The organism is Bradyrhizobium sp. USDA 4473 (genome assembly GCF_054063335.1).
Genome location: NZ_JBSSGE010000001.1, coordinates 2,997,568 through 3,021,636, shown reverse-complemented (window position 1 = coordinate 3,021,636; position 24,069 = coordinate 2,997,568). Strand labels below are relative to the sequence as shown.

The 24,069-nt window shown below is 61.5% G+C and carries 24 protein-coding genes; 5 read left to right on the top strand and 19 right to left on the bottom strand.

All coding sequences use genetic code 11. From position 1 onward, the window contains the following. Positions 1 to 30: 30 nt before the first annotated feature. Positions 31 to 1,131 carry an alkene reductase gene (locus ACVW17_RS14180; protein WP_456797301.1) on the bottom strand — a complete coding sequence of 367 codons (1,101 nt, stop codon included), beginning with the start codon at positions 1,129 to 1,131 and terminating at the stop codon, positions 31 to 33. After that, positions 1,131 to 2,393 carry an FAD binding domain-containing protein gene (locus ACVW17_RS14175; RefSeq protein WP_456798947.1) on the bottom strand — a complete coding sequence of 421 codons (1,263 nt, stop codon included), beginning with the start codon at positions 2,391 to 2,393 and terminating at the stop codon, positions 1,131 to 1,133. The genes ACVW17_RS14180 and ACVW17_RS14175 overlap by 1 nt, the downstream gene beginning before the upstream one ends. 352 nt (positions 2,394 to 2,745) lie before the next feature. Here ACVW17_RS14175 and ACVW17_RS14170 point away from each other — a divergent pair, with 352 nt between their 5' ends. After that, a complete protein-coding gene (locus ACVW17_RS14170) occupies positions 2,746 to 3,369 on the top strand; it encodes a TetR/AcrR family transcriptional regulator (protein ID WP_076829817.1) in 624 nt (207 codons plus the stop codon). Positions 3,370 to 3,726: 357 nt separating this feature from the next. On the opposite strand, the gene ACVW17_RS14165 is transcribed toward ACVW17_RS14170, so the two are convergent. Then, positions 3,727 to 4,728, bottom strand: a complete 1,002-nt coding sequence (locus tag ACVW17_RS14165; RefSeq protein ID WP_456797300.1) for an NmrA family NAD(P)-binding protein — start codon at positions 4,726 to 4,728, stop codon at positions 3,727 to 3,729. A gap of 121 nt (positions 4,729 to 4,849) precedes the next feature. Between ACVW17_RS14165 and ACVW17_RS14160 the strand changes: the two genes are divergently transcribed. Then, positions 4,850 to 5,494: a TetR/AcrR family transcriptional regulator gene (locus tag ACVW17_RS14160; protein ID WP_076829811.1), complete on the top strand. Its 645-nt coding sequence runs from the start codon at positions 4,850 to 4,852 to the stop codon at positions 5,492 to 5,494. A gap of 461 nt (positions 5,495 to 5,955) precedes the next feature. On the opposite strand, the gene ACVW17_RS14155 is transcribed toward ACVW17_RS14160, so the two are convergent. Together ACVW17_RS14155 and ACVW17_RS14150 are read right to left on the bottom strand one after the other, a co-directional pair. Then, entirely contained in the window at positions 5,956 to 7,281 is a 1,326-nt protein-coding gene (locus ACVW17_RS14155) for an amidohydrolase (protein ID WP_456797299.1), read from the bottom strand. 433 nt (positions 7,282 to 7,714) lie between these two features. After that, on the bottom strand, positions 7,715 to 7,936 hold the full coding sequence (locus ACVW17_RS14150; protein ID WP_456797298.1) for a hypothetical protein: 222 nt from the start codon (positions 7,934 to 7,936) through the stop codon (positions 7,715 to 7,717). A gap of 269 nt (positions 7,937 to 8,205) precedes the next feature. Here ACVW17_RS14150 and ACVW17_RS14145 point away from each other — a divergent pair, with 269 nt between their 5' ends. The 3 genes from ACVW17_RS14145 (at position 8,206) to ACVW17_RS14135 (ending at position 11,159) form a co-directional block, all read left to right on the top strand. Then, complete coding sequence (locus ACVW17_RS14145; protein ID WP_456797297.1) at positions 8,206 to 9,054, top strand: AraC family transcriptional regulator; 849 nt, start codon at positions 8,206 to 8,208, stop codon at positions 9,052 to 9,054. An 84-nt stretch (positions 9,055 to 9,138) separates the two neighbouring features. Further along, complete coding sequence (locus tag ACVW17_RS14140) at positions 9,139 to 10,074, top strand: DMT family transporter (protein ID WP_083715102.1); 936 nt, start codon at positions 9,139 to 9,141, stop codon at positions 10,072 to 10,074. Between the two features lie 173 nt (positions 10,075 to 10,247). Further along, positions 10,248 to 11,159, top strand: a complete 912-nt coding sequence (locus ACVW17_RS14135) for a LysR substrate-binding domain-containing protein (protein ID WP_456797296.1) — start codon at positions 10,248 to 10,250, stop codon at positions 11,157 to 11,159. Here the strand turns inward: ACVW17_RS14135 and ACVW17_RS14130 are convergent. The 14 genes from ACVW17_RS14130 to ACVW17_RS14065 form a co-directional block, all read right to left on the bottom strand. Continuing rightward, complete coding sequence (locus ACVW17_RS14130) at positions 11,123 to 11,380, bottom strand: DUF2274 domain-containing protein (protein WP_456797295.1); 258 nt, start codon at positions 11,378 to 11,380, stop codon at positions 11,123 to 11,125. The genes ACVW17_RS14135 and ACVW17_RS14130 overlap by 37 nt on opposite strands. Beyond that, positions 11,377 to 12,585 carry a TrbI/VirB10 family protein gene (locus ACVW17_RS14125; protein WP_456797294.1) on the bottom strand — a complete coding sequence of 403 codons (1,209 nt, stop codon included), beginning with the start codon at positions 12,583 to 12,585 and terminating at the stop codon, positions 11,377 to 11,379. Before ACVW17_RS14125 ends, ACVW17_RS14130 begins: the two co-directional genes overlap by 4 nt. Then, positions 12,576 to 13,655 carry a P-type conjugative transfer protein TrbG gene (gene trbG / locus ACVW17_RS14120; protein WP_456797293.1) on the bottom strand — a complete coding sequence of 360 codons (1,080 nt, stop codon included), beginning with the start codon at positions 13,653 to 13,655 and terminating at the stop codon, positions 12,576 to 12,578. Before trbG ends, ACVW17_RS14125 begins: the two co-directional genes overlap by 10 nt. Continuing rightward, on the bottom strand, positions 13,652 to 14,341 hold the full coding sequence (gene trbF, locus ACVW17_RS14115; RefSeq protein ID WP_456797292.1) for a conjugal transfer protein TrbF: 690 nt from the start codon (positions 14,339 to 14,341) through the stop codon (positions 13,652 to 13,654). Before trbF ends, trbG begins: the two co-directional genes overlap by 4 nt. A gap of 3 nt (positions 14,342 to 14,344) precedes the next feature. After that, positions 14,345 to 15,706, bottom strand: coding sequence for a P-type conjugative transfer protein TrbL (gene trbL / locus ACVW17_RS14110; protein WP_456797291.1), 1,362 nt, complete (start codon positions 15,704 to 15,706; stop codon positions 14,345 to 14,347). Further along, positions 15,703 to 16,023 (bottom strand): putative entry exclusion protein TrbK-alt, encoded by a 321-nt coding sequence (gene trbK-alt / locus ACVW17_RS14105; RefSeq protein WP_456797290.1) that lies wholly within the window; start codon positions 16,021 to 16,023, stop codon positions 15,703 to 15,705. The genes trbL and trbK-alt overlap by 4 nt, the downstream gene beginning before the upstream one ends. Before the next feature lie 10 nt (positions 16,024 to 16,033). Continuing rightward, the gene (gene trbJ, locus ACVW17_RS14100) at positions 16,034 to 16,789 is read right to left on the bottom strand and encodes a P-type conjugative transfer protein TrbJ (protein ID WP_456797289.1); all 756 of its coding nucleotides are present in this window, start codon (positions 16,787 to 16,789) and stop codon (positions 16,034 to 16,036) included. Further along, entirely contained in the window at positions 16,786 to 19,224 is a 2,439-nt protein-coding gene (trbE, locus tag ACVW17_RS14095) for a conjugal transfer protein TrbE (protein ID WP_456797288.1), read from the bottom strand. Before trbE ends, trbJ begins: the two co-directional genes overlap by 4 nt. 7 nt (positions 19,225 to 19,231) lie before the next feature. Continuing rightward, positions 19,232 to 19,507: a VirB3 family type IV secretion system protein gene (locus ACVW17_RS14090; RefSeq protein WP_456797287.1), complete on the bottom strand. Its 276-nt coding sequence runs from the start codon at positions 19,505 to 19,507 to the stop codon at positions 19,232 to 19,234. Then, positions 19,507 to 19,848 (bottom strand): TrbC/VirB2 family protein, encoded by a 342-nt coding sequence (locus ACVW17_RS14085; protein WP_456797286.1) that lies wholly within the window; start codon positions 19,846 to 19,848, stop codon positions 19,507 to 19,509. Before ACVW17_RS14085 ends, ACVW17_RS14090 begins: the two co-directional genes overlap by 1 nt. Next, on the bottom strand, positions 19,845 to 20,843 hold the full coding sequence (gene trbB / locus ACVW17_RS14080; protein WP_456797285.1) for a P-type conjugative transfer ATPase TrbB: 999 nt from the start codon (positions 20,841 to 20,843) through the stop codon (positions 19,845 to 19,847). The genes ACVW17_RS14085 and trbB overlap by 4 nt, the downstream gene beginning before the upstream one ends. Before the next feature lie 482 nt (positions 20,844 to 21,325). After that, positions 21,326 to 21,736, bottom strand: a complete 411-nt coding sequence (locus tag ACVW17_RS14075; RefSeq protein ID WP_456797284.1) for a hypothetical protein — start codon at positions 21,734 to 21,736, stop codon at positions 21,326 to 21,328. 40 nt (positions 21,737 to 21,776) lie between these two features. Then, positions 21,777 to 23,579: a S1 family peptidase gene (locus tag ACVW17_RS14070; protein ID WP_456797283.1), complete on the bottom strand. Its 1,803-nt coding sequence runs from the start codon at positions 23,577 to 23,579 to the stop codon at positions 21,777 to 21,779. 42 nt (positions 23,580 to 23,621) lie between these two features. After that, positions 23,622 to 23,924: a CU044_2847 family protein gene (locus ACVW17_RS14065; protein WP_456797282.1), complete on the bottom strand. Its 303-nt coding sequence runs from the start codon at positions 23,922 to 23,924 to the stop codon at positions 23,622 to 23,624. Positions 23,925 to 24,069: the final 145 nt, after the last annotated feature.

Below are 24,069 nucleotides of genomic sequence, written 5' to 3'. Positions count from 1 at the left end.
GGCTCAAATCACCTGACGACCGGTAGGACATCAGTTCGATGACAGGGATGGATAGTCGGTGTAGCCCTCGGCTGAACCGCCATACCAGCCGATCGAGCGCGGCTCGTTGAACGGTGCAGCGTTGCGGATGCGTGCCGGCAGGTCGGGATTGGCGAGAAACGGGCGCCCGAAGGCGATCATGTCGACGGCCCCTGCCCCCACCATCTCCTGCGCGGCGGTCGGGGTGATCCCTCCATTGCCAATCAGCGCGCCGCGGAAGTGCGGCTTCGCCGCCGCAAGGAAGCGTGGCATGTCCGGCTGGCCGGCCCAAGCGTTTGTGTCGGCGAGATGCAGGTAGGCGATGCCGTAGCCGTCGAGCATGCGGCAGACCGCTGCCGTGGTTGCGTCAGGGTCTGGATCGCGCGTGTTGTTGTACGCAGCATAGGGCGAAAGTCTGACGCCGACCCGGGACGCGGGCACGTTTGCGCACACCGCTTCGACCACATCGCCGAGGAACCGCAACCGGTTTGCCAGAGAACCACCATACTCGTCGGTGCGCAGGTTCAGCGCCGGCGTCATGAACTGGTGCGGCAGATACCCGTTCGCGGCATGAATCTCGACGCCATCGGCCCCGGCCGCCAGCGCCTTGGCGGCGGCCCGGCCGTAATCTTCGATGGCTTCAGCGATGTCCGCCAGCGTCATCTCGCGCGACGGCGTCGCGGCGATGCGGGCATATCTGCCGTTCGCCATCAATCCCCAGACCTGCAAGGCATCGAGATCGTCGTTCACGCCGGATGGCGACAGCGGCGGTCGACCGTCCAGGATCGCATCGGAGCCGACCCGGCCGCAATGCCAGAGCTGGATGAAGATCGACCCGCCATTGTCATGGACCGCATCGATGATCGGTTTCCAACCTTCGATCTGGGCTGAGCTGTAGATGCCCGGCGCGCGTTCAAACGCGCATGACTTCGACGTGACATTCGTCGCTTCGGAGATGATCAGTCCCGCGGACGCTCGTTGCGCATAATAGGTTTGCGAGATCGATTGCGGGACGCCGGAAGCGTCGGCACGGCAGCGCGTCAGGGGTGCCATCGTGATGCGGTGCTTCAGGGTCAGTCCCCGCAAGTCGAACGGATCGAACAGCGTCGGCATCAAGGCCTCCTCTTTTGACTGCTTGGATAGTTTGTATTGATTGCGCTCCCCGTCCCCTCGAGGAAAGCCATCGACGCCGTCTCTGTCATCACGGCCTGGGGAGAGCGGTGTCGTTCCGCGGCCTGCTTTTCCTCGGGCGTGTGGATCTGCGCCTGCATGTAGGCGCCAAGGTGCCTGGCGCGGTCAACGATCGAGCGGCCAACCGCGAGACGCCTCGCTTCGAACGATTTCAAGGCGCACTCGAGATCGGCCTCGGTTTCGAGCGCCTCAACCAAAGCACAGGCGTCCGCAGCAGCCTTGGTCACCCCCGCCCCGACATGCGGCCGGGCGACGAAGGCGGCATCGCCAATCAGAACCGTTCGACGGCCGACCGCCATACTCGGCGTCTCGAGATCCAGAATCGCCTGGATGAAAGGTTGCCTGGTCTTTTGTACAACCTCGGCAAACTGGGGTGCCAGCAGACGGTGTGCGTCCCGCCTCAAGCCGTCAATAGCCTCGGCACGAATTCGGTTTGGCGGAATGGATAGCGAGTGCGAGACGCCATCGATATCCGTCAGCAGATCTCTCAGAGTGCCATCGGTCGCGGGACGATACCACACGAAATTGAACCGTCGCGCGCCAACCGCCGGCGCTTCGTCTGCCCCGGCCACCGGGTATCCGAGCATCTGCTCTCCTTCGGGCAAGGAAAACGAGAAATGCTCGCAGAGCGCATCGCGCGTTGCCGCCGACAGGTCCGCTTCGTCGACCAGACCACGCCAGGCAATGTAGCCCGCGTAGTTCGGCCTCACATCAGGCAGCAATTGTGCGCGCACGGTCGAGAAGATGCCGTCAGCGCCGACAAGCAGATCGGCCTCCGCAACCGCCCCATCGGCGAAATGCGCAGCGACGACTTTGTCGCTCTCTACGACTCGCTCAAGGGTACGGCCATGATGATAGGAATTGTCGCCGAGCGCGTTGCGGAGCAACGCGTGGAGATGCCCCCATGAGGTCAGGACCTGCGCAAGCGGCAATTTGCCAACCAGCGCGCCGTCCCGCGCCAGGACTTGACGGCCGCGGACGGCCACTCCCATCTTGGCCGCACCGCGGGTTATTCCAGCCCTTTCGAGAACGTCGAACAATTCGCGGTGAGTGACGATTCCGGCCCCGCGACCGGACAGATCCGCGCCGATCCGTTCGTAGACGCGGACCTGCCAACCCGCGCGCTTAAGCAGGAGCGCGGCGAACAGCCCAGCCATCGATCCACCAACAACTGACGCCTTCATCGCGTTTGGAAGCCCTGCTTTGCGCTGGACGGGTAGTGACCAGCCCTTCGGGGCGTGCCGGTGTCGCCGGTCGATCACCCAAGCCCCCTTATTTATCATTCGATAATTACCTAGAGGCTACGCAGCCTGTCAAGGCTTATTTATCAAACGATAATCCGCCTACCAGAATCCGACAGCGAGCAATTGGAGGCGCGTGTCGCCCCTTTCCAAAACCCCCTCAATCATTTATCAGTTGATCAATATTCGACAGGTGACCATGGCACGATCATCCAGACGGGACACATCCATCTTTGGATCACCGTTGACGACAACGAAGACTGGATCTGTAACCGACCCAGGTGAGTTGCGACGGATGCGGCGTCTGACGCCGTCGGACCGAGAGAAGTGTATCGCGGCCGCGGCGATCACGTTCTTCTCGACCCATGGCTTCGAAGGCCAGACGCGCGAACTCGCAGCGACCGTTGGAATAACCCAACCGCTGCTCTACCGCTATTTTCCGAGCAAGGAAGCGCTGATCGAACGCGTCTATCAGGATGTTTTTGTCGGCCGGTGGGATCCGTTCTGGGAAGAGATGGTGGTTGACCGGAAAGCCGCCCTCGAGCTGCGCCTGACCCGGTTCTACGTCAGCTATGCCAAGATCATTCTGACACCCGAATGGGTCAGGCTTTTCATGTTTGCGGGATTGAAGGGCCTGGATTTCAACGGCCGCTACTTGCAAATGCTGCGCGAGCGGATTTTTGAAAAAATCATCGGCGAACTACGCCACAAGTTTGGCCGGCCGCAGCTCACGGCCATCCCGCTCAATGACATGGAAGTCGAAATGATCTGGGGGCTCCACGCATCGATTTTCTATCTTGGCGTCCGGCAGTTCATCTATGGAATGCCGCTCGCGAGCCCGGTCGACGATATCATCGCGGCCAAGGTGAAGACGTTCCTCCATGGCGTCCGCGAGATCCTGCCGCCGGCCGGCGACTGAGTGTCATAGTCGACCTCGCTGATGATCCTGTGGCGAAGCGTATCGAACTGGAGGAACAGTTCGCGTCGCTGCAATCGCCCTTCCGTCAAGCTAAAGCCTTTGCCATTCACGATATCATCCATCCCCGCGAAATACGTTCTCGCCGAATGGATCGACATCGGCGCGCCGAGTTGGCTGACGAACTCGGCCGCCACGCTTCAACTGCCGCCCTACCGCCACGGCATTCCTTTGGCGAACGAGCTGACCCACGCGCGGGGTCGCCGACAGGCAGCGCCTCTCAGAGGCCAGCCTGGCCCGGGCATCGGCAGCGCTCAATTGCCACCAGCGCAGACGCTTACGCCCGGCGCGGCATTGAAATTACGCAAACAGCTTGCGATTCAGCTCGAAGAACCGCGGCATCAAGGTCGGCTCGGCGCCGGTCAAATCCTGAACATGGTTGGTGAGCGGCGATGGCGGCCTCTGCCGAATGGCAATTGATTGTGCCACCAGATGGTCGGCGCCACGGACATTCTCCTGTCCCCTGGCCCGCGATGTCGCGATCAGTTCCTCGCGCCAGTCCGCCGGGGTCAGCTCGACGTAGCGCACGGGCTTGCCGAGCACCGACGTCGCGATCTCAGCGATCTGCGCATAGGTCAATCTCTGCACGCCGCCGGCCAGCACCACGCGTTCCGTCGCGCGTGAAGGATCCATGAGCAAGGCTGCCGCCATGGCGCCGACGTCCGCACCGGAAATCCACGTCAGCAAGGTGTCGCCGAACGCATTGGAAATGCGCCCGCTGTCGCGGATCGTCCGGCCAGAAATGTAGGGAATGTTTTCCATGAAGAACGCGGCGATGCGCAGATGCACCGCATCGAAGCCGGCCCATTCGAAGATCTTTTCCGCGACCCATTGGGCTCGCCCCTGGGGGGACGGGCTATCGGGTCGACTGGACGCAAGCGACAGGTCGACAATTCGCTTAAGCCCTTGCTCCCGCCCTGCCGTCGCAAACAGCCCCGCGGCCTCGCTGATGCCCGGTCCGACAGGGTAGCAGAAATAGGCGCTCTTGATCCCGTCTAGGGCCGTGAGCATGCTCGCATAGTCGCCGAAGTCACCGACGACAATTTCAGCGCCGAGGCGCTTAAGGTGATCCGATCTTTCGTCGATGCCTCGAACCAACGCGCGAACAGCAAAATCCCGCTTGATCAGCTGCTCCACCACAACGCGACCCGTGCCGCCCTGTCGCCCTGTTCCTCCTGTGACGAGGATCGACTCCCTTGCGCCCATCGAATTCACCTCTTTGGCCAGACGGCGGTCAAAATCCTCTTCGACCATCCATTCATTGGATATATCGATATATCCAATGTCGTCAAGCGCGGCCAAGGCATCTGTGCGCCGGGCAACCCTTCTGGAGCCGGTTCGCAGTAACCCCTATATTACGAGCAGCGCCGATTTGAGATGCTTTCGACGCCGGACAAGAGCGATCAACTACCGAACTGGATTCATGCGATACCCAAAGGATCAGAAAGAGAAGACTCGTCGGCACATCATCGAAAGTGTGTCGATCGCATTGCGCCGCGATGGAATCGCAGCATCCAGCATCGTGCCCCTGATGAAAGAGGCAGGCCTCACGCAGGGCGCCTTTTACAAGATCTTCGCCTCGCGCGACGAACTCCTCGCGGAGGCCATCCTATTCGCAATGTCACAAACCCGCAGTCTAGCACGGCAATGGATCGCCGATGCTCGAACTGCCGGCGAGAACCCGATCGCTCGATTGATCGACGAATACCTGCACGAACGCCGACTGACGAACTGGGCTAAGGGGTGTCCGATCGCGGCGCTTGGTGCCGAACTTTGGCGCCAGTCCGACACGGTTCGCCGTGCTGTTTCCGAGGCAAGTGCCGAGACGCTGGACGTGATTTCCCTGGAATTGCCGCCCACACGAAAAAACAACGCGCGAGCCCTCTACATGCTCATGGCAGGGGTGCTGTCCAGCGCCAGGCTCGCGGTCACGCGCGAGGAGCAAATCGCAATCCTTGCGGATGGTCGACGCTCGGCGCGGTTCCTTGCCGGTTGTGAGCCGGAACCGACCAGTCCGGAAGTTGCTCCAACGGACCGCCGCGCTCACTCGCTCTACCGCCAGAACTGAGCCGCCGGAGCCTTGCGAACGAGCCAGATCTGACGCTTCAACTCGCGCAAACGGCCACCGTGCCTCCTGCCAGCGCATCCAACGAGCGACCGCGACGAGTGATCGTGTCAATGACCCGGCCGCTTCAGTGTACGGTCGATCAATGAGAAGTGCGTGTAGCGCTTCACGACAGGACTCGCACCGGTGAGCCGCTCGGCTAGTTCAACCACCAGCGCACGCAGCGCGGGAGGATGCAACAGAACGCCAGGACGCGCCTGAGCGCATCTTCGTCTTAAGTTGATCCGGCATGACAATCTCGCCATCGCAAAATTCACGATCGCAAACCACAAGACAACCCTGCCTACGCTACAACGGGGCCGGAACCGTGCCGCCGACAGTGCACGCTTTAAGCTGGCTCAACCTGGAGCGAAGACAGTTTTCGTATGCCGGGCGTCCGTCGATCTTGCGGGCTTCCTGCAGGCTCACTTGGCAGCAACGGCATTCAAAACGGTCAGCGCCGCGAGCGTCATTGCCTGTACACCTCGGCGAATCGTCGGCTCAGGTTCTGGCGCAAAGAACGGCGAATGGTTTCCGGGCAGGGGCTTGCCACCATCCCGTGCCTCCTTGACTCGCTTGGGATCCAGCGCGCCCAAGCCGAAGAAGAACGACGGAATTCCCACGTTACCAAACTCGGAAAAGTCTTCGCTGGCGGTCGTTGGCGAGCCGACAAGGATTGCATCGCCGCCAAACGCGGCACTGAACACCGGTCCGATTCTTCCGGCCAGGGCCTGATCATTGGTGACTGCTTTGACCGACTCGCGATCGATCACGACCTCGGGGGCGGGGGCATTGGCCATTTCCCCGATCGCCTTCGCCGTCCGTTGCACGCCTGCGATCAACTTCTCGCGCACGGCGGCATCGTAGCTGCGGATAGTGCCCTGCAACTTTGTCTCATCCGGAATGATATTTCCAGCGCTGCCGCCGTGGATATGACCAACACTGACGACCCCGAAGGCGGCGGGATCCTTCTCTCGACTGACGACAGTCTGAACGTCGACAACGAACTTCGATGCTTCGACGATTGGATCGATGGTCATATTTGGGGCCGAGCCGTGTCCCCCGACGCCCTTAAAGGTGATTTCCAAACTATCCATATTAGACGTCACCGTACCAGCCTTGTAACCCACGAGGCCCGCGGGGGCAGGACCGATATGCAATGCAAGGGCTACATCCGGCTTGCCGAAACGCTCGAATAAGCGATCGTTCAGCATTGCGCGGGCGCCCGATGCGACCTCCTCCGCGGGTTGGCCGATGAACATGAGAGTGCCGTGCCATTGGTTAGACAAAGCAAGCAGCATCTTTGCGGTGCCAACCCAGATCGCCATGTGGGCATCATGCCCGCACGTGTGACCGACAAAGGTCTCACCACCGTTCCAGGAAACGCGCTCGCGGCTTGCATATGCAAGGCCGGTCTTTTCTTCCATCGGAAGTGCATCTAGCTCGGTCCGAACCATGATCGTCGGGCCCGGTCCATTGCGCCGAATCGCAACGAGTCCGGTTTTTCCGACATGCTCGGTGACCTCGAAGCCCAGGGCGCGCATCTCGCTCGCGAGTTTCTCCGCGGTACGCGTCTCATGGAAGGCCAATTCCGGATGTTGATGAATATCCTTGTAGATCGCCTCAAGAGCCGGATAATCACGATCGAGTTGGGAGTCGATCTCGGACTTCGCTGCGGTAATCTCCAAGGCACGCGCACAATCCGGACTAAGCCAGACCAGCCCTGCGAGCGCGATGGCGACCAGGGTCATGGACGGTTTTCGTGCGCGGACACTAAACCGGTCCCGTTGCCCGGGGCGGTTCGCAGTCGGCAATAGGTACTTGATTGTCACCCCTTGACCTCGCAATAGGTTTGATGCCCGACGCGCGCCGTTCGCTTGTCCCGTTTTGCCCGCTGGCAGCCGAATCAGGTTGGACTGATCACAGCGGAGCTCATTGGATATACTTCTATATCCAATAAGGCGCAAGTGCACCGCTGTTGGTCGCAAACGAACTCGCGCGCGGGGGCCGACCAACTAGGCCGCGAGTCGAGAATCTCGACGATATCTTGCGGCCCCTTGATGGGGCGCGGATTTGCTCCCGCGATGATCGACAGCATTGCATTTTCGCCGATCAAGCCGAACTTGTCCTCGGTGACGCCGACTTTTGAAAGGCGGTCTGGCGCCTGAGGCGTTGAATGAGCGCTTAAAACGTCTCGGGGTGAACCTTGTCTGGCGCGCGAAAAGCCAGAGCCGAGCCATAACGACCATGATCATGATGCAGGAGGTCGGCCTTCATCTCGTGGTCGCCCCCTTTCGACACGATCGTCGTTGCCGCGGCTTGATCGAGCAGGCGGGATCCGACGAGCAGAAGCAAGGCCTGCCGGCCGCTGAACGGTGGAATGAATCTCGAGCTGGAGACGATCACTGACTGCCCTGAGTTCCCCACGCGCGGCAACGTAATCAATAGGCCCGCGGCCCCACTCTGAAGTTGCTGCAGCTCACCTTACCATGCAATATATTACGATCTTAATTTCATTCGCGACGATAAGATGATCGTGTGAAAGACAACCGCTGCCGCGCGCGGCACCCTTTCCCCAAATAGTCACGCCTGCGTGCCGCTGCCTGCACCCCAACCGCTGCGGAAAAACCGTTATGTCAGTGTCTCGTAACGAGCCCATCAACCGGTGGTGGCGTATGACGGGTGCGACGAAGCACGCCAACCGATCCCTGGCTTGGTCAGACCCGGCTTTCCCAGCGACTGAGTTTCTGTTTGCCGAGTACCGGAACTTCGTCTTTCCGCGGCACGTACATGAGTCATTCGCAATCGGCGTCATCGAATTTGGCGGCCAGCGTTTCCGTTCAGGCCGGTCGCCGTCTCTCGTCATGCCAGCGGGAACGCTATGCGCGATAAATCCCGGCGTCGTACATGAGGGCGAACCAGCCACCCCCGATGGCTGGCATTACCGAATGTTTTATCCGAACCACCTGCTCGTCGCCGACCTCTTCAGGGATACCCGCCCGCCTCGTTCCGGCGACTGGGGCATTGGTCGCCATGTCATTTATGACGCCGAGCTCTACCGCGAGTTCGTCGCCCTTCACGTGTCATCCCAACTCGGAGAGCCTCTGCTGCAGCGAGAAACGCTCGTGATGAATTTCCTCCGCCGCCTGTTCGAACGACATGGCAACCGCCTGCCCAACGCCGACCGGGCGCGGCGTTGCCCTCGCACGGCGGCAATCGTCAGGGACTATCTCCACAGTAGAAGTCATCAACCAGTTGCCATCAACGATCTTGCGCGCGCAGCCCAAGTCTCACCCACCCAGGTTATTCGGGCTTTCTCGGCCGAAACAGGCATGCCGCCGCACGCTTATCTCATTAGCTTGCGCGTTGAGCGGGCAAAGGCGCTGCTTAGGCGTGGTATCGGTCCGGCCCGAACCGCGCTGGACGTCGGCTTTGCAGATCAGAGTCAGCTCACCCGCCACTTCAAGCGGCTAACCGGTCTGACACCCGGCTGCTTCGCAGCCGGCCCTTCTTCACAAAGGTAAGGAATCGACAAGACAGGCGCACCTTCCTGCCGTTTCAAAGAGCGGAACTTCGCGCGGGAAATGGTAGTTCGTAGAAAGTTGCAAATGGCGCTGAACAGTCACGTAGCCCAGCGAGGTTCGCCATCCAAAGCCATATCCGGCTCCCCCCGAGTTGCCGCCCTGCTTGCGTTTTCCTTTCTCGGCATTACTTGGGGCAGCAACTTCATCTTCATGAAGTGGGCATCCGCCCAGATCACGCCAGCACAAATCGTGCTGCTCCGCGTGCTCGTCGCATTGCCGCCGCTCGCTCTGTTCGCATTTTCCCAGCGCGCATTGCGTTGGGACCATCTACGGTTCGTCCATCACTTCGTCGTCATGTCGTTGCTCGCCACGGCGATCTACTATTGGGCTTTCGCCAAGGGGACGCAGTTGCTGCCATCGAGCATTGCCGGCTTGTTGAGCGGCACTGCCCCACTGTTTACATTCCTGTGCAGCTATCTATTCCTGCGCGAGGAGCGCATCGGCCTGGCGAGCGCAACCGGTGTCGTGTTGGGATATCTCGGCGTGCTGCTCGTGATGCGGCCGTGGTCCGCCTCGGGTTCGCTCGACCCAGCCGGGGGCGGCTACATGATGCTGGGCTCGTTTTGCCTGGGATGCTCGTTCGTCTATGCACGCAAGTTCATTGGCCCGCTCAACCTTCCAGGTACTGCGCTAGCCACCTATCAGATGGCCTTCGCTGCCGTCTTCTTGCTGGCGGTGACCGACCTAGATGGAATCAATCGCATTTTCTCCGACACAAGGGCCTGGGTTGGGGTAGTTCTCGGGCTCGGCCTGTGCGGGACCAGTCTCGCATACATGGCGTATTATTTTGTTGTACGACAGCTCGGCGCGTTGGCAGCCTCCAGCGTCGGATACATTCCACCGGTCGTCGCACTGCTGATCGGCGTATTCCTGGCCGGCGACCCCATTGACGCTTTGGGCTACGCGGCGGTGTCCCTTATTCTTTCGGGAGTTGTCATCCTGCAGCTGCGGCGCCGATAACGCGATCCGCGGCGGCTTGATGGCACGCGGCCAATCAGAGCAAGGGGCGCCGCGTTAATTGGGTGCTAAGAGCAAAAGCGTGAGACGGGACTGAAGTCGGACATGCAATGGAGTGACCCATTCAAGAGAAATTCTGGTCGCCAGCAACCCGCCATAAGACTTCGACCGTACCAGTGGAATTGCGAGAGCTGCGCTGGGCTATCGTCGCGGCTCAACACCGAAGCCTTCGTCAGGCGGCAGACACGCTCAGAATCAAACAGTCGACGCTGAGTCGCTGCCTGCGCAATCTCGAGCACAAAGTGGGCAATACGCTGTTCGAGCGCACCAACGGCGGCACGCGACCAACCATCCAAGGCCAAGAATTCCTCGATGCTGCCCGACGCATCGTGGGGGAGACGGAAGCACTGGCTAATCGCCTCAAGATCCATACGCGCGGCGAGAGCGGTCGATTGATCATCGGCGTCCACGCTTCCCTCTCGGCGGGCAATCTGCGGGCCACCCTTCTGGACCACCGACACCGCTTCCCCGACGTCGATACGCATCTAGTTGACGGGGCGAGAGACCAATTGGTCTCCGATCTCATCAATTCCGCCATTGACATTGCTTTCGTGGCAGAACCAAATCCAACGTGGAACGATAAGTCCTTGGTGGTCTGGAGCGAACGCGTCGTCGTCGCTCTTCCCGAGAACCATCCGCTGACAGCGCGCAATATGGTTCATTGGGGCGAACTGAGGCGCGAAACACTATTGTTATCACAGCACGGCCCGGGACCGGAATTCCACAAGCTACTCATCAGCAAAATGGGAGGTTCCGATCCATGCGTTGTGCTTCGCCATGATGTCGCACTCGACCGGCTTCTCACCTTGGTCGGCGCTGGCTGGGGTGTCCTACTGGCCTTGGAGGGCGCGACTGGCGCGGCCTATCCAGGTGTCACCTTCCGAGAGGTCCACGATGCCGACGGGCCGACACGACTGAGCTTCCGCGCGTATTGGCGGCAGACGAACAGCAATCCATCGCTGCGTCCGTTTCTCGACCTGCTTCGCGAGCGCTATCCGGACCTTTCCGCCGACCCGGGGGAGGGTTGAGCAACACTTCGCCGCGCTTTCGCAAAGGCGCGGTCGGTTGCCATAAAGCGCTCGATCATCGGCGCGATCAATTTGGCGGGCTCGGTCGGTGTCACTGTGCCTCCGCTACGCGTCAGAATCTCGGCGTAGCTTTTGAGGTCCCTGAAAACTGCCGCCGGCAACTCGATCGTGAGCTTGACCGGCTTGTCGTCTTCGAGTGGTCCAAGCTTGAGCTTCATCACGGCCTTCCTCCCTTCGGGTACGGCACCAGCACCAGGTCGCGCGTGACGATGACGCGGACCGGGAAACCTGGCCGGATCGTCAACGTCGGCTGGATGTTGAGCTGTCGCTGAACGATCTGCTGTCCGGTCTGGCTGATGCTGTTGGACGCGCCGCTGCGGATTGCTTGAACAAGGTTGTTCTCATTCTGGCTCGTCCCCGCCTCGGCTCCGACGCTGAGCATGGTCGAGAGAACGGCGGCCTTGAACAGCATGCCCCAATGGTTATCGACCTCGTCCTCGAGCCCGGCATACCCACCGGTGTCGGCGCCGGGCTGGCGCTCCAGCACGATCGAACTGCCGTCTGGCATGATCATGCGGGTCCAGACCAGGAGGATGCGGCTCTGGCCGAACGCCACGGAGCTATCGTATTGACCGATCAGCTTGGTGCCTTGGGGCACCAAAAGATATTTGCCGGACGGACTGTCGTAGACCGCCTCCGTGATCTGGGCGGTGACCTGGCCTGGCAGATCGGAGCGGATGCCCGTCATGAGCGCAGCCGGGATCACGGTGCCAGCCTGCACAATAAAAGGAGAGACCTTGGCCTCGAGCCGGTCCGGACTGACCGTGCGCTTATCCGTCGCAGCATTGAGGAAGGCCGTCTTGCGGTCCTGCATGTTCTGGGCAGATCCCGCATCAACGGGTGGTGTCGTGGCCGGGGTCGTCGCCGTTGCGGCCGTGGCATTCGGGATGACTTGGCCGACGCTTTGCGGTTGCTGAACGGTCTGGGCGAATAGCCGGCTGACGCGCGCCGCTTCGATCTCCTGCGCTCTTTGCTGCGCCTGCGGATCTGGCGTCGCTCCGGGGACCACGGTATTCGGTGCAGCGCCTGCGTTGAGGATCGGCTTGCCGAGATCGCCGGGCAACGGCGGCCCGAGCGGCGGCGCCTGACGTGGCAGGCCAGTATAGTCCTTCGGCAAGGCGGCGAGACCCTCGGCCGAAGGGCTGTTCTGGGTGCTGAGCAACTCCTGGCCGGATTGCGGCTTATTGCTAGTTTGCAGGGCATAGCCGAGCGCTCCCGCCACTGCGAGGGCAGACACCGCGCCGATGCCGATCAGGATCTTGCGCGAGAGGCGTGTGACAGGTGGCCGCTCGCCTCGAAGCCGAAGATCCGGCGGCGCGACAGGTGGGATGTCGCTGTGACGTTCGTCTTCGCTGCCTATCGCCATGAGCGCGGCCTTCCGTCGGTGCGGACAATGCGCACGCGCCGCTCGCTATCCTTGTCGCCAAGACGCAATTCTGCAGCGGCGAACAGGCGATCGACGATGTAGTAATTGCGGTTTGCGCGATAGTTCACGAGTTCGGAGCCGCCGGCCGGACCAATGACGAACAGCGGCGGCATTTCGCCCTGAACGATCCCGCTGGGGAATTCGATGTAGACCTTGTTGCCGTCGTCGAATGCGCGCAGCGGACGCCAGGCCGGATCATCGCCCTCGATCGCGTAGCGGAAGTTGATCGAGGCGAGATCGACGCCGGCGGCAATCGGAGCTGCGGCCTCAGCCGTAGCGTTCTGCTGCCGAAGCGCGATGAGTTGGTCCTCGGGATACTGCCAGGAGACCGAAGCCATATAGGTCTTCTCCGTCGAGCGCAGCTCAAGGAGATAGGTCCGCCGGTCGGTGTTGATGACGAGATTGGTGAGCAATTCCGGCCGCGTCGGCTTAATCAGGATGTGGACCTTCTTGGTCGCGCCCGCGCCGCTCTCGGTATCGCCGATGATCCAGCGCACGGTGTCGCCGGCGGCGACCGGTCCTGAGCCGACGAGCTGCTCGCCCTCCTGCAGGGCGACATCGGTGATCTGGCCGGGCGCCGTATAGACTTGGTACAGGGCTCCGCCGGAGAAAGGATAGACCTGTACAGCGTTGATGAAACCAGTGCGCATTGGCTGTACCCGTGCCGCAGCGTTGGCCTGTTTGACGCGAACCCTGGGATCAGCGGCCTCCGGGACGCGCTTGGCCGCAGTGAGCGGTTTCAGCTGCCCGGGCAGTGGAAGAGGCTTTGGCAATTCCACGATCTTGACGGGCGACGGCGGATCGGCGGTGAGCGTTGCCGGCTCCGCGATATCGTAGTTGATGTCGGGCGGGATGAAATTGTGCGCACAGCCACCAAGGGCCGAGACGGACATCAGCAAAGCCGTAAGGGCGGATTTACGGAAGTACGTAGCGATGTCTTTCCGGCTTCGATGAACAACGGAGAGACACGAAGCCGGACCGCCGGCATTTGAGGAAAACGGCGGGTTCATTGTCCCAGCTCCTTTGACCAGTTGATGGCGTTGACGTAGATGCCGAGCGGATTCTTGCGCAGCCGATCGGCATCGGTGGGTGGCTGAATTGCGATGGTGAGGATGGCGGTCCAACGTGCGGTGCCGGCGAGCGCCCCGTCCTGATAGCGGTGCTCGACCCAGGCCACGCGAAAACTGTCCGGCGAGGCGCGGATGACGCTGGAGACGTCGATCGCGACCTGTTGCTTGCCGAGGCTGGCGAAGGGGTCATTGGCGCGGGCGTAGTCGTTCAGCGCCATCGCCCCCGCCGTGGTCGTGAAGTCGTAGGCCTTCAGCCAATTCTCCCGTACTATGATCGGATCGGCTGGAAGCGAGCGCACCATCGCGACGAAGTGGGCGAGATACCAGGCAATCTGCGGATCGCTCGGTCTGTAGTCGGCCACAGCCGGCGCGACTGCTTGTGCCTCGCCGAGCTTGTCGACCTGCACCACCCAAGGAATGACGGTGCCATGGGTGGATTGCCAGACGAGCCCACCGGCGAGGCCGCAAGCGAGGATCAGCGAGCCGAAGGCCATCAGTCGCCAGTTCTTCGCCTGCACGCGGGCGGACCCGATGCGATCGTCCCAAACCTGCGCCGCGCGTTGGTAGGGGGTTTCGGGTTCGGGCGTGCGGCCGTAGCGGACCGACGATCGCCGAAAGACTGACATTCGCTATTCTCCTCCCTTGAGGTCGACGGAGTGTCCGCCGCCGTGGCTGTCGCCGGATTTGAGGGCTTGCGCGGCTGTCTGAGCGCCGTGAATGACCGTCTGATTGCGCTTGACGCGCTGGGCCCAGGCGGGCGGACCGCTGTCGCTCGCCGCTTGAGAGGCGGCTCCATCGTTTGCGGCCTCGCCAAGCTCAATGGTCCCCATCGTCGAGGAACCACCCGTGTTTGCGACACCGGACCTGGCGCCTGAGGTGAAGCTATCCACCATTGACCCGGCTACTCGCGCAGCGGCGCGTCTGACGGGAGCTGCTGCGCTACTGGCCGCCGCACGGCCTGTGCCACCGAAACCGGACGCGACGCCGCTAGCGCCGGACCGACCGGCCGATGCGAGGGTGTAGGCGGAGGACATGCCGCCCGCCATCGCCGCACCACCACGTGCGGCCGCAGCAGTGCCGGCGCTTGCTGCCATCGCTCCGCTTCCGGCAAGCCCAAGCGCCGCGCTCCCGGCCATCGCCGTGCCGGCGACGGCAAGGCCGGTGCCGACGACAGCGCCCGCGCCAAGCTGAGGCGCCCCTGAGACGAGACCAGTTGCGATGCCAGGCCCGAAGATGCCGAGGCCGAGCATGGCGAGCGCTGCGAGCACGACGGAGAGCGCCTGCTCGATCGTCGGCTGGCCGCCGCCATAGGCTGACGTGAACTGAGAGAACAGCCCGGTGCCGATGCCGACAATGACAGCGAGCACCATCACCTTCACACCCGAAGCGACGACATTGCCGAGCACCTTCTCCGCAAGGAAGGAGGTCTTGTTAAACAGGGCGAAGGGAATGAGGATGAAGCCTGCGAGCGTCGTCAGCTTGAACTCGATCAGCGTGACGAACAGCTGCACCGCCAGAATGAAGAAGGCGATCAGCACCAACAGCCAGGACACCATCAGCACCGCGATCTGGACGAAGTTCGCAAAGAAGCTGGTGAAGCCCATCATCTGGCTTGCGGCGTCGAGCAGCGGCTGCCCGGCATCTAAGCCGACCTGCGCGAGCCGGCCCGGCCGCAGGAAGTCGGCCGTCGAGATCGACGAGCCGCCCGCCTTCAGGCCAAGTCCGGCGAAGCTATTGAAGATGACGCCGGAGAGATTGTTGAAGTTTGTGATGATGAAGGCGAAGAACCCGATATAGAGCGTCTTCTTCACTAGCCGTTGGAGAATGTCTTCGTCTGCGCCCCACGCCCAGAACAGGCCGGCCAAGGTGATATCGATGACGATCAGCGTCGAGGCGAGATAGGTGACCTCGCCCTTGATCAGGCCGAATCCTGAATCGATATAGGTGGTGAAGGTATTGAGGAAGGTGTCAATGACGCCGACGTTGTTCACGGCTGCTCTCCCTTTGGAACACTCGTCGTCGGCTGTGTGGCCGGCGCGACCTGCGGCAGAAGTGGCCGCGCCGGCCTGCCGAAGAAGCGCGCGCGGTTCTCCTCCCAGACCGCCTGGCAGTGCGGATCTTCGGCATCCTGGGGTCCGAGCGCGCGGCAGCGGCGCAGCTCGGCCGACAGATCATCTGATGTGGAGACAGCGGGAGCGTCAGATATCGTCCGCGGCGTCGGTTGCCGATGGATATAGGACAGCGCAGCCATAAAGACGGCCATCAGAATGACCATCGCAACGGCGCGTAAGATATCCGAGCGCTCCATGATCCGCGCCTCAGTTGCCGCTGAACATGGTGACGTTGCCCGGCTGATAGCCGCCGCGCGTCGAGAAGATCTTGTATTGCTGCTGGCCCTGCGCTTCGGTCGCTGTCGCGCGCGCCTGCTCCAACGCATCCGCCCGTCCCTTCGCGGCGAGCACCGCGACGAGGTCGGATAGCTGCTGGGAATGCAGGGCCAGGAGCTGATTGCCGGCTTGAGCTGCCTGCAGCGCGCCACTCGCGGACTGGCTGGCGGTCACCAGCGAGCTCATTGCGCTGGAATTGGCCGAGATATTGCCGACGACGCCGGCCTGGACCTTAAGCGAGTCCTCGAATGCGCCTACTGAGTTCTGCCAACGACTTTGAGCCGCGGCAAACATTGTCGCGTTGGAGCCGGTGGCCGCCGCCGTGCCGTATGTGCTGGAATACGTCGTCTGGATTCGCTCGACGCTGAACGCAATGTTCTGGGCCTGGCTCAGCAACGATTGAGTCCGTGCGACCTGTGACTGAAGCTGGGTCAGCGTCGACAACGGCAGGTTCGCAAGGTTCTTTCCCTGGTTCACCAGGCTCTGGGCCTGATTGGTCAGCATCTGGATCTGGTTGTTGATCTGCTGCAGTTCGCGCGCCGCGGTCAGCACGTTCTGACTGAAGTTGCTGGGGTCGTAGACGATCACCTGCGCAGACACCCGCGTCGTCAAAAGCGGCTGAAACGACAGGGTGAGCGACAGGGCGCTCGCGACGACTACGCTACGGCGCGTCTTGCGGATGCTCATGATTGCACCTCCAGGTTTGTCAGGTCAGGGATGAGATCGGCGGCCCAAAGGAGTTCGTGATCAGCGAGCCAGGCCGGCGTAAAATCCTCGCGGCCGTGCTCGGCGAGCAGCCGTTCGATTGCGGCATGATCGTCCTTTGAGGAGGCCGCGCAGAAGGCAAGCGCGATCGGCCCGAGACCCAGCTCGAACAGCCGGTTGCCGCGTCGCGACTGGCAGTAGTAGTCCCTCTTCGGCGTCGCGCGCGCGATGATCTCGATCTGGCGATCGTTGAGACCGAAACGCCGGTAGATCGCCGTGAGCTGGGGCTCGATCGCCCGCTCGTTCGGCAGAAAGATGCGCGTCGGGCAGCTTTCGACGATCGCGGGTGCAATGTTGCTGCCATCGATATCGGAGAGCGACTGCGTGGCGAAGACGACGGACGCGTTCTTCTTCCGCAGCGTCTTCAGCCATTCGCGAAGCTGCTGGGCAAAAGCTGGATCGTCCAGCACGAGCCAGCCCTCGTCGATGATGAGGAGCGTCGGCCGGCCATCGAGCCGTCCCTCGATGCGATGGAAGAGGTAGGTGAGGACGGCGGGTGCCGCCCCGGCGCCGATCAGGCCCTCGGTCTCGAAAGCCTGGACGGACGCGAAGCCGAGCTGCTCAACCTCGGCATCGAGCAGCCGGCCGGACGGGCCGCCGACGCAATAAGGTTGCAGCGCCTGTTTGAGCGCGGTTGATTGCAACAGGACGGTCAGGCCGGTGATTGTCCGTTCCTCGACGGGCGAGGATGCCAGTGAGGTCAAGGCCGACCAGACATGTTCCTTCGCGGTCGGGTCGATGGTGAGGCCTTCCTTGGCGAGAATAGCGATCACCCATTCGGCAGCCCACGCGCGTTCAGCGGCATCTCCTATCCTTGCGAGCGGTTGGAGGGAGACGGAGTCCTCGGCGCTGTTCGACAGACTGCCGCCGAGGTCGTGCCAGTCGCCGCCCATGGCGAGCGCCGCGGTGCGGATCGAACCGCCGAAATCAAAGGCAAAGATCTGGCTTTTGCGGTAGCGGCGGAACTGGATCGCCATCAGCGCCAGCAGCACGGACTTGCCGGCGCCAGTCGGGCCCACGATCAGGGTATGTCCGACGTCGCCGACATGCAGCGAAAAGCGGAACGGCGTCGAGCCCTCGGTCTTGCCGAAGAAGAGCGGGGCGCTTCGGAAATGCTCGTCGCGCGCCGGGCCCGCCCAGACCGCCGACAGCGGAATCATGTGGGCAAGATTCAATGTGGAGAGCGGCGGCTGGCGGACGTTTGCGTAGGCGTGGCCCGGCAGCGAGCCAAGCCAGGCTTCGAGCGCATTCACCCCTTCCGGCATGCAGGTGAAGTCGCGTCCCTGGATCACCTTCTCGACAAGGCGAAGTTTTTCGGTGGCGCGGCCTGCATCCTCATCCCAGACGGTGACGGTCGCGGTAACGTAGGCTTGGCCGACATCATCGGTGCCGAGTTCCTGCAAGGCGAGATCGGCGTCAGTGGCCTTATTGGCCGCATCGCTGTCGACCAGCGTCGAGGCCTCGTTCGTCATCACCTCCTTGACGATGGCCGCGATGGACTTTCGTTTGGCGAACCACTGCCGGCGGATTCTGGTCAGCAGCTTCACGGCCTCGGTCTTGTCGAGGAGGATCGCGCGTGTCGACCAGCGGTAGGGGAACGCAAGCCGGTTCAGCTCGTCGAGGATTCCCGGATGGGTCGCGGTCGGAAAGCCGACCACGGTGAGGGCGCGAAGGTGGTGGCTGCCGAGACGCGGCTCCAAGCCGCCGGCGAGCGGCTCGTCCGCGAGCAGCGCGTCGAGATGCATCGGCGTCTCCGGGACGCGGACGCGCTGTTGCCGGGTCGAGATGGTCGAGTGCAGGTAGGTGAGCGTGTCGCCGTCATCCAGCCACGCCACCTCGGGCATGAACCCTTCAACCAGTTGCAGCACACGACTGGTCCGATCGACGAACCCCCGCAGCAACTCGCGCGGATCGACGCCGTTCTGCGCGCGGCCCTCATAGAGCCAGGCCTCAATGCGCGAGGCATCCTCGGCCGGCGGAAGCCATGCGAAGGTCAGGAAGTAGCGGCTCTCGAAATGGGCCCCGGCCTCTTCGAAAGCATCCCGCCGCTCCAGATCGACCAACGCCGATGCGGGATCGGGAAAGGCGCTATACGGGTAGGTCTGGGCAGCGCTGCGCTGGGCTTCAACGAAGATCGCCCAGCCTGAGCCGAGACGGCGTAACGCGTTGTTGAGGCGGGCCGTCACGCCGACCAGTTCCGCAGGCGTCGCGCTATCGAGGTCTGGGCCACGGAAGCGCGCCGTCCGCTGGAAGGATCCGTCCTTGTTGAGGACCACACCGCGTTCGACCAATGCGGCCCAGGGCAGGAAATCGGGAAGGCTGGCGGGCCGATTGCGGTATTCAGCGAGGTTAAGCATGGAAGCCTCATGTTCCGAGGTAAGGCGGATAGCGGAGGTGGCGTCGAACGACGTCCACGAACTGCGGGTCGCGCTTGGCCGCCCAGACGGCCGCGATGTGGCCCACGGCCCAGATCAGTGCGCCGGGAATCCAGAGCCGCATCCCGAGTGCGATTGCAGCCGCCAACGTGCCGTTGGCGATCGCGACCGCGCGCGGCGCCCCGCCCATCAGGATTGGCTCGGTGAGCGCGCGATGAACCGGCGCGAAAAAGCCCGGCACCTCTGGATCGACAAGCACAGCCATCAGACCAGCGCCCCGCCGGAGAAGCTGAAGAACGTCAGGAAGAAGCTCGAGGCGGCGAAGGCAATCGACAGACCGAAGACGATCTGGATCAGCCGGCGGAAGCCGCCGGCCGTGTCGCCGAACGCAAGCGTCAGGCCTGTCACGGTAATGATGATGACTGAGATGATCTTGGCGACCGGGCCTTGCACCGACTCCAGGATCTGGTTGAGCGGTGTCTCCCAGGGCATTGAGGAGCCCGAGGCGTACGCCGCCGGTGCAGAAGCAACCGAGATGAAAGCAATGGTCGCGACGTCGGTGAAGCGACGGCGAATGCGAAGGACTACGGGCGCAAATTGGATCATGAGGGGTCTCCGGAAAGCGAGGATTCGCCGCCCGCCTCGGCGGATTGGACACGGTAATCGCCGGTGACGGGATCGAGGCCGGCGACGAGAGCAAGTTCAGCAAGGCGGCGTTCACTGCCGCGGCCGCGCAGCACCGCGACGACATCGATCGTCTCTGCGATCAGCGCCTTGGGAACGGTGAGGACGGATTCCTGGATAAGCTGCTCGAGACGACGAAGCGCGCCGAGCGCAGTCCCAGCGTGAATCGTGCCGATCCCACCGGGGTGGCCAGTCCCCCAGGCTTTGAGAAGCTCCAAGGCTTCGCTGCCCCGCACCTCCCCAACCGGAATGCGGTCGGGACGCAGCCGCAGCGAGGACCGAACGAGATCGGACAGGGACGCGACGCCGTCCTTGGTGCGCAACGCGACTAAATTCGGAGCCCGGCACTGCAGCTCGCGCGTGTCCTCGATCAGCACCACGCGATCGGTGGTGCCGGCGATTTCGGCGAGTAGTGCATTGGTGAGGGTGGTCTTGCCGGTCGAGGTGCCGCCGGCAACCAGGATGTTCTTGCGCGAAGCCACGGCGGCCTTCAGAGCTGTCGCCTGACCGGCGGTCATCGTCCCGGCTGCGACGTAATCATCGAGCGTGAACACCGCGACCGCGGGCTTGCGGATCGCAAAGGCTGGCGCCGCAACGACGGGCGGAAGAAGTCCTTCGAACCTCTCTCCCGTCTCGGGAAGCTCGGCCGAGACCCGCGGCCTCTCGGCATGCACCTCAGCGCCCACATGGTGCGCGACCAGGCGCACGATCCGCTCGCCATCGGCGGCAGACATCGTGCGTCCGCTATCTTCCAGACCACCTGACAGCCTGTCGATCCAGAGCCGGCCATCGGGGTTGAGCATCACCTCGACGATCGAGGGGTCTTCGAGGAACGTTGCGATCGCCGGGCCCAGCGCGGTGCGTAGCATGCGTGCGCCACGCGAAAAGGCTTCCGAATGGATTGAAGTGCCCGCCACGATCGTCCCCCGTCGAGCGCCAATCGCAGAAATGCGATCGGCGACGGGGATGGATAGAAAAGGCAGGAAATGGGTTAGTTCAACAAGTATTCAGCCGTCGTAGGGAGCCAGCGTAGAGCAGAGAAAAAATACTTGCTCTATCGAAAGCGTTCCGATCGCCGCGACTAAACATCTCTGCGATAAGTTGCGTCAATCAAGCTGTGGCTGCGCAGTCTCACCTTAGTCGGAAAGCCGATGTCGAAAAGCACGCGTCCCGCGTGCGTTATAGGAGCGAGCAATCGCACGCACTTCGGCATCCGCAACGGTGCCGCACACGGCTATGTCGACAAGAGGTTACGCCGGCGCCACGTGCCTCGCCGGCTGCTTTGGGGCGAAGGTGAACTCGGCCCTGCGATTCCGACCGCACCGCCGCTCGTGCGGCGGATGGGGTGCTAACCCGATCCGGAGAATGGTCAGGATATTCGCACGCAGCTGCTTGCCGACTAGTTGCCGTCGTTTTCGATTTGTTTGAGCGCCCTTATCAGATAGCCGAGTTTTTCGTTGTCAGCAGGAGCCAAAAAGAGAACGAGGCTGGTACGGCTATCGAGTCCCAGATTTTGCGCTGCAAGCCTTCGGGCCTGAGGAGTAGCAGGGTAGCCGGCTTGTTCTAAAGTTCGGCCCCACGCTTCTCCGATCGTCTGTCTTCCGTTGCCGCAATCAACTTCACCCGGCACAATGTCCTGAAAAACAGTAACGCCACACTTCTTCTTAAAATTATCCGCCGCGGTATTGATCTGCTCCAAAGTCGCTTTTGCGAGCGAGCGCCTTGCTTCGAGGCCGCTGCTGGCCTGAGCCATACAAGTGCGCGAACACGCCGAAGCGATAAGGATCACAACTAGACATTTCTTGAGCATGAGTTCTCCTGACTTTCTAATTCGCCCAATTCGGAACAGTTTAAGTGTGAGTAGGCTTGTTTGCATCACCTGCAGCTCTCCGGTGAGCGATGCGGACATTCCACACCCGATCGCCGACGGCAAAGAGCGCGAACACCACGAAAGCGTGCCAGACAGTTACAAGCCCAAAGAGAGTTGCGCCCGTGAGATTGGTCACTAACAGACTACGGAGATTCTCGGTTCGCGAGGCCTCTCGATTCAGGGTCGCCAGTGGCCCGATAACGCTGGAATATTCGAGCAAATCGCTGAGTTGGACCTCTTGCAAGGCCGTTCCCATATCGAGTGACGTTTCACGCAGAGAGATGGCCAATCGAAGGGCTTTTAGGCTACTGCCAACCGAGAATTGTGCGTCGAGGTATGGGCCGTCTCCCAATTCGGAGCCGACATCGGGCTCGCCCCGCGGAAGCGTAGCGCTGATTTGCGATCCATTCGGCACGAATTCGAGCTTGTTGAGATCGGTGGCTACACAGCGGAGAGATTTTTGGCAATCTTCCAGAGGAATGCTCAACCCGGTGAGGACGGAGGTGCTGACGAGCGGTTCGAGGAAATTGTTGTTGTTGGAATACCAGGTGCCCGCTGCGGCTTGAACATAGTAGAATGCGTGTTTAGCCTTATAGAATGTGGTGGCCTTCCATCGTCGCCAAGCCCTAAGGCGAGCGGTAGCTTCCGCAATATCCTTGGGCGGAGAGGCAACAAAAAGCCGGCAGATCTCAGGAGGATCCAATACACCTATCGAGTTAAAGGGCGGAGCAGCAATTTCGAGTTGGCGCTTTGCCGCTTCCTGCCGGCATTCATTCTGCACGGTGTTCGGGGTTGCGTAGGAGACGTCCCTCTCCGAAATGGCAATGGCCGGAGTACCCTCACGAAAACTTCGTAAGGACCTTCTAATCGGGGTAGGTGCTATTTGAACGAAATCGCCGTCGCGCCGCATGACGAAGATCAGATTCGAGAACTCGGACTCGCCTTGAGCCATTTCAAGGCCTCGCGCTCTCAGGTAGGACACTGGCGAAAAGTTCACTAGATCAAAAAGAGGTTGGGAGCCCAGAGGTCCCTCGCGCGAGAACAGGAGGCGGTTCGCCTGATACGTGCTCGAAATTATCGAGAGCAGAAAGAGAGCCGCAAAGCCAAGACCGCCGAGATACGCAATTCGAAAAGCGGTCCGCGGTCGGAAATTTAGACTGAAGATTCGAGCCAACCACACCAGTAGCTGCCAATACCAGTCCCTTCTTCCTTTGGAAGACCGCTGTAGTTCGGGAAACTCAGTAAAAATAACTTCTAACGGGCAGCCGATGCCGCCCGGTCCGGTGTTGAGCCGCCTGTAGAGCATCCCACATACCGCGAGCGTTTGACGATTGACGAGCGGCGATCCGCTTAGCTCATGGGCAAGGCGCGCCTCCGCCGCCAGGCAAAGCCCCTTGGAAGTGGCTTGCCCAAGGGCGACGCGAGTGCCTTTGTAGATCAACGGAATCGGTTCAAGCGTGACTTGCGAGGTCGACGTCTGAAAACCATAGCCGAGGAGGCTCTGCTCGTACAGCAAAGCGTCATCCAGCACGACATACCGATTGGAAAGATCCTCCATCCTCAGCAGCGCCAGATCTGCCCGCTCGGACACCTCGATCTTGATTGGCTTTTGCTGGGTAAACCTGCCGTCAGAAGAAATCTTCTTAATCACAACGTCGAGAAGTGCACCCTTTTCGTCGACAACGTTGTGCTTGCAGGTGAGAACAAGACCGGGGCCCACAAAGAAGCCAGTTCCGTTTACCGATGCCCCCTTGGCCTCGATCTTAACTGTGACCTCGAACATTCGAGGCATTACAAGGTTAAAGAGACGACCGCGCATCGCTCGTTACCAATCGAGCTTCACTTTCAGATTTGCCTTGCCAGTGCCCTTGGCCAGAAGCGCGGTCAGCGAACCAGTTTCCAAGCCAATTTCAAGCCCGAATTCCATGCTGGCTGATTTCGGCTTGAGGTCCACAATCGCGTCCCTCACCACTTCAGCGATGCCAGCGATCTTCTCTTTCAAATCAGAAAGGTTGATTTCCTTGCCCGCAATGTCTTCTTCGCGGTCGAGGAGTTGCACTTCGGCATAAATCATGGCGCCGTTAGGAAGCTTGATCTTCAAGATCTCAGTCGGGAGGTCCGTGTCCAAGGCTCTGCTCCTGTCAAAAAGTATCGTCCAGCATAATTTTGGTTTCCGATGCGGACAAGCCGACCGACGAGCGGATTTCGTTCAGGAAATTAGATTTTCCATGTCAACGAGCTGCGCCGCGAACTGAATTTGCCCCGACAAGCAC

Bases quoted from the DNA above. Each gene is read 5' to 3' on its own strand.
- ACVW17_RS14180 (WP_456797301.1), bottom strand. From the start codon at position 1,131: ATGCCGACGCTGTTCGATCCGTTCGACTTGCGGGGACTGACCCTGAAG.
- ACVW17_RS14175 (WP_456798947.1), bottom strand. From the start codon at position 2,393: ATGAAGGCGTCAGTTGTTGGTGGATCGATGGCTGGGCTGTTCGCCGCG.
- ACVW17_RS14170 (WP_076829817.1), top strand. From the start codon at position 2,746: ATGCGGCGTCTGACGCCGTCGGACCGAGAGAAGTGTATCGCGGCCGCG.
- ACVW17_RS14160 (WP_076829811.1), top strand. From the start codon at position 4,850: ATGCGATACCCAAAGGATCAGAAAGAGAAGACTCGTCGGCACATCATC.
- ACVW17_RS14155 (WP_456797299.1), bottom strand. From the start codon at position 7,281: ATGACCCTGGTCGCCATCGCGCTCGCAGGGCTGGTCTGGCTTAGTCCG.
- ACVW17_RS14145 (WP_456797297.1), top strand. From the start codon at position 8,206: ATGACGGGTGCGACGAAGCACGCCAACCGATCCCTGGCTTGGTCAGAC.
- ACVW17_RS14140 (WP_083715102.1), top strand. From the start codon at position 9,139: ATGGCGCTGAACAGTCACGTAGCCCAGCGAGGTTCGCCATCCAAAGCC.
- ACVW17_RS14125 (WP_456797294.1), bottom strand. From the start codon at position 12,585: ATGGCGATAGGCAGCGAAGACGAACGTCACAGCGACATCCCACCTGTC.
- trbG (WP_456797293.1), bottom strand. From the start codon at position 13,655: ATGAACCCGCCGTTTTCCTCAAATGCCGGCGGTCCGGCTTCGTGTCTC.
- trbF (WP_456797292.1), bottom strand. From the start codon at position 14,341: ATGTCAGTCTTTCGGCGATCGTCGGTCCGCTACGGCCGCACGCCCGAA.
- trbK-alt (WP_456797290.1), bottom strand. From the start codon at position 16,023: ATGGAGCGCTCGGATATCTTACGCGCCGTTGCGATGGTCATTCTGATG.
- trbJ (WP_456797289.1), bottom strand. From the start codon at position 16,789: ATGAGCATCCGCAAGACGCGCCGTAGCGTAGTCGTCGCGAGCGCCCTG.
- trbE (WP_456797288.1), bottom strand. From the start codon at position 19,224: ATGCTTAACCTCGCTGAATACCGCAATCGGCCCGCCAGCCTTCCCGAT.
- ACVW17_RS14090 (WP_456797287.1), bottom strand. From the start codon at position 19,507: ATGGCTGTGCTTGTCGATCCAGAGGTGCCGGGCTTTTTCGCGCCGGTT.
- ACVW17_RS14085 (WP_456797286.1), bottom strand. From the start codon at position 19,848: ATGATCCAATTTGCGCCCGTAGTCCTTCGCATTCGCCGTCGCTTCACC.
- ACVW17_RS14075 (WP_456797284.1), bottom strand. From the start codon at position 21,736: ATGCTCAAGAAATGTCTAGTTGTGATCCTTATCGCTTCGGCGTGTTCG.
- ACVW17_RS14070 (WP_456797283.1), bottom strand. From the start codon at position 23,579: ATGTTCGAGGTCACAGTTAAGATCGAGGCCAAGGGGGCATCGGTAAAC.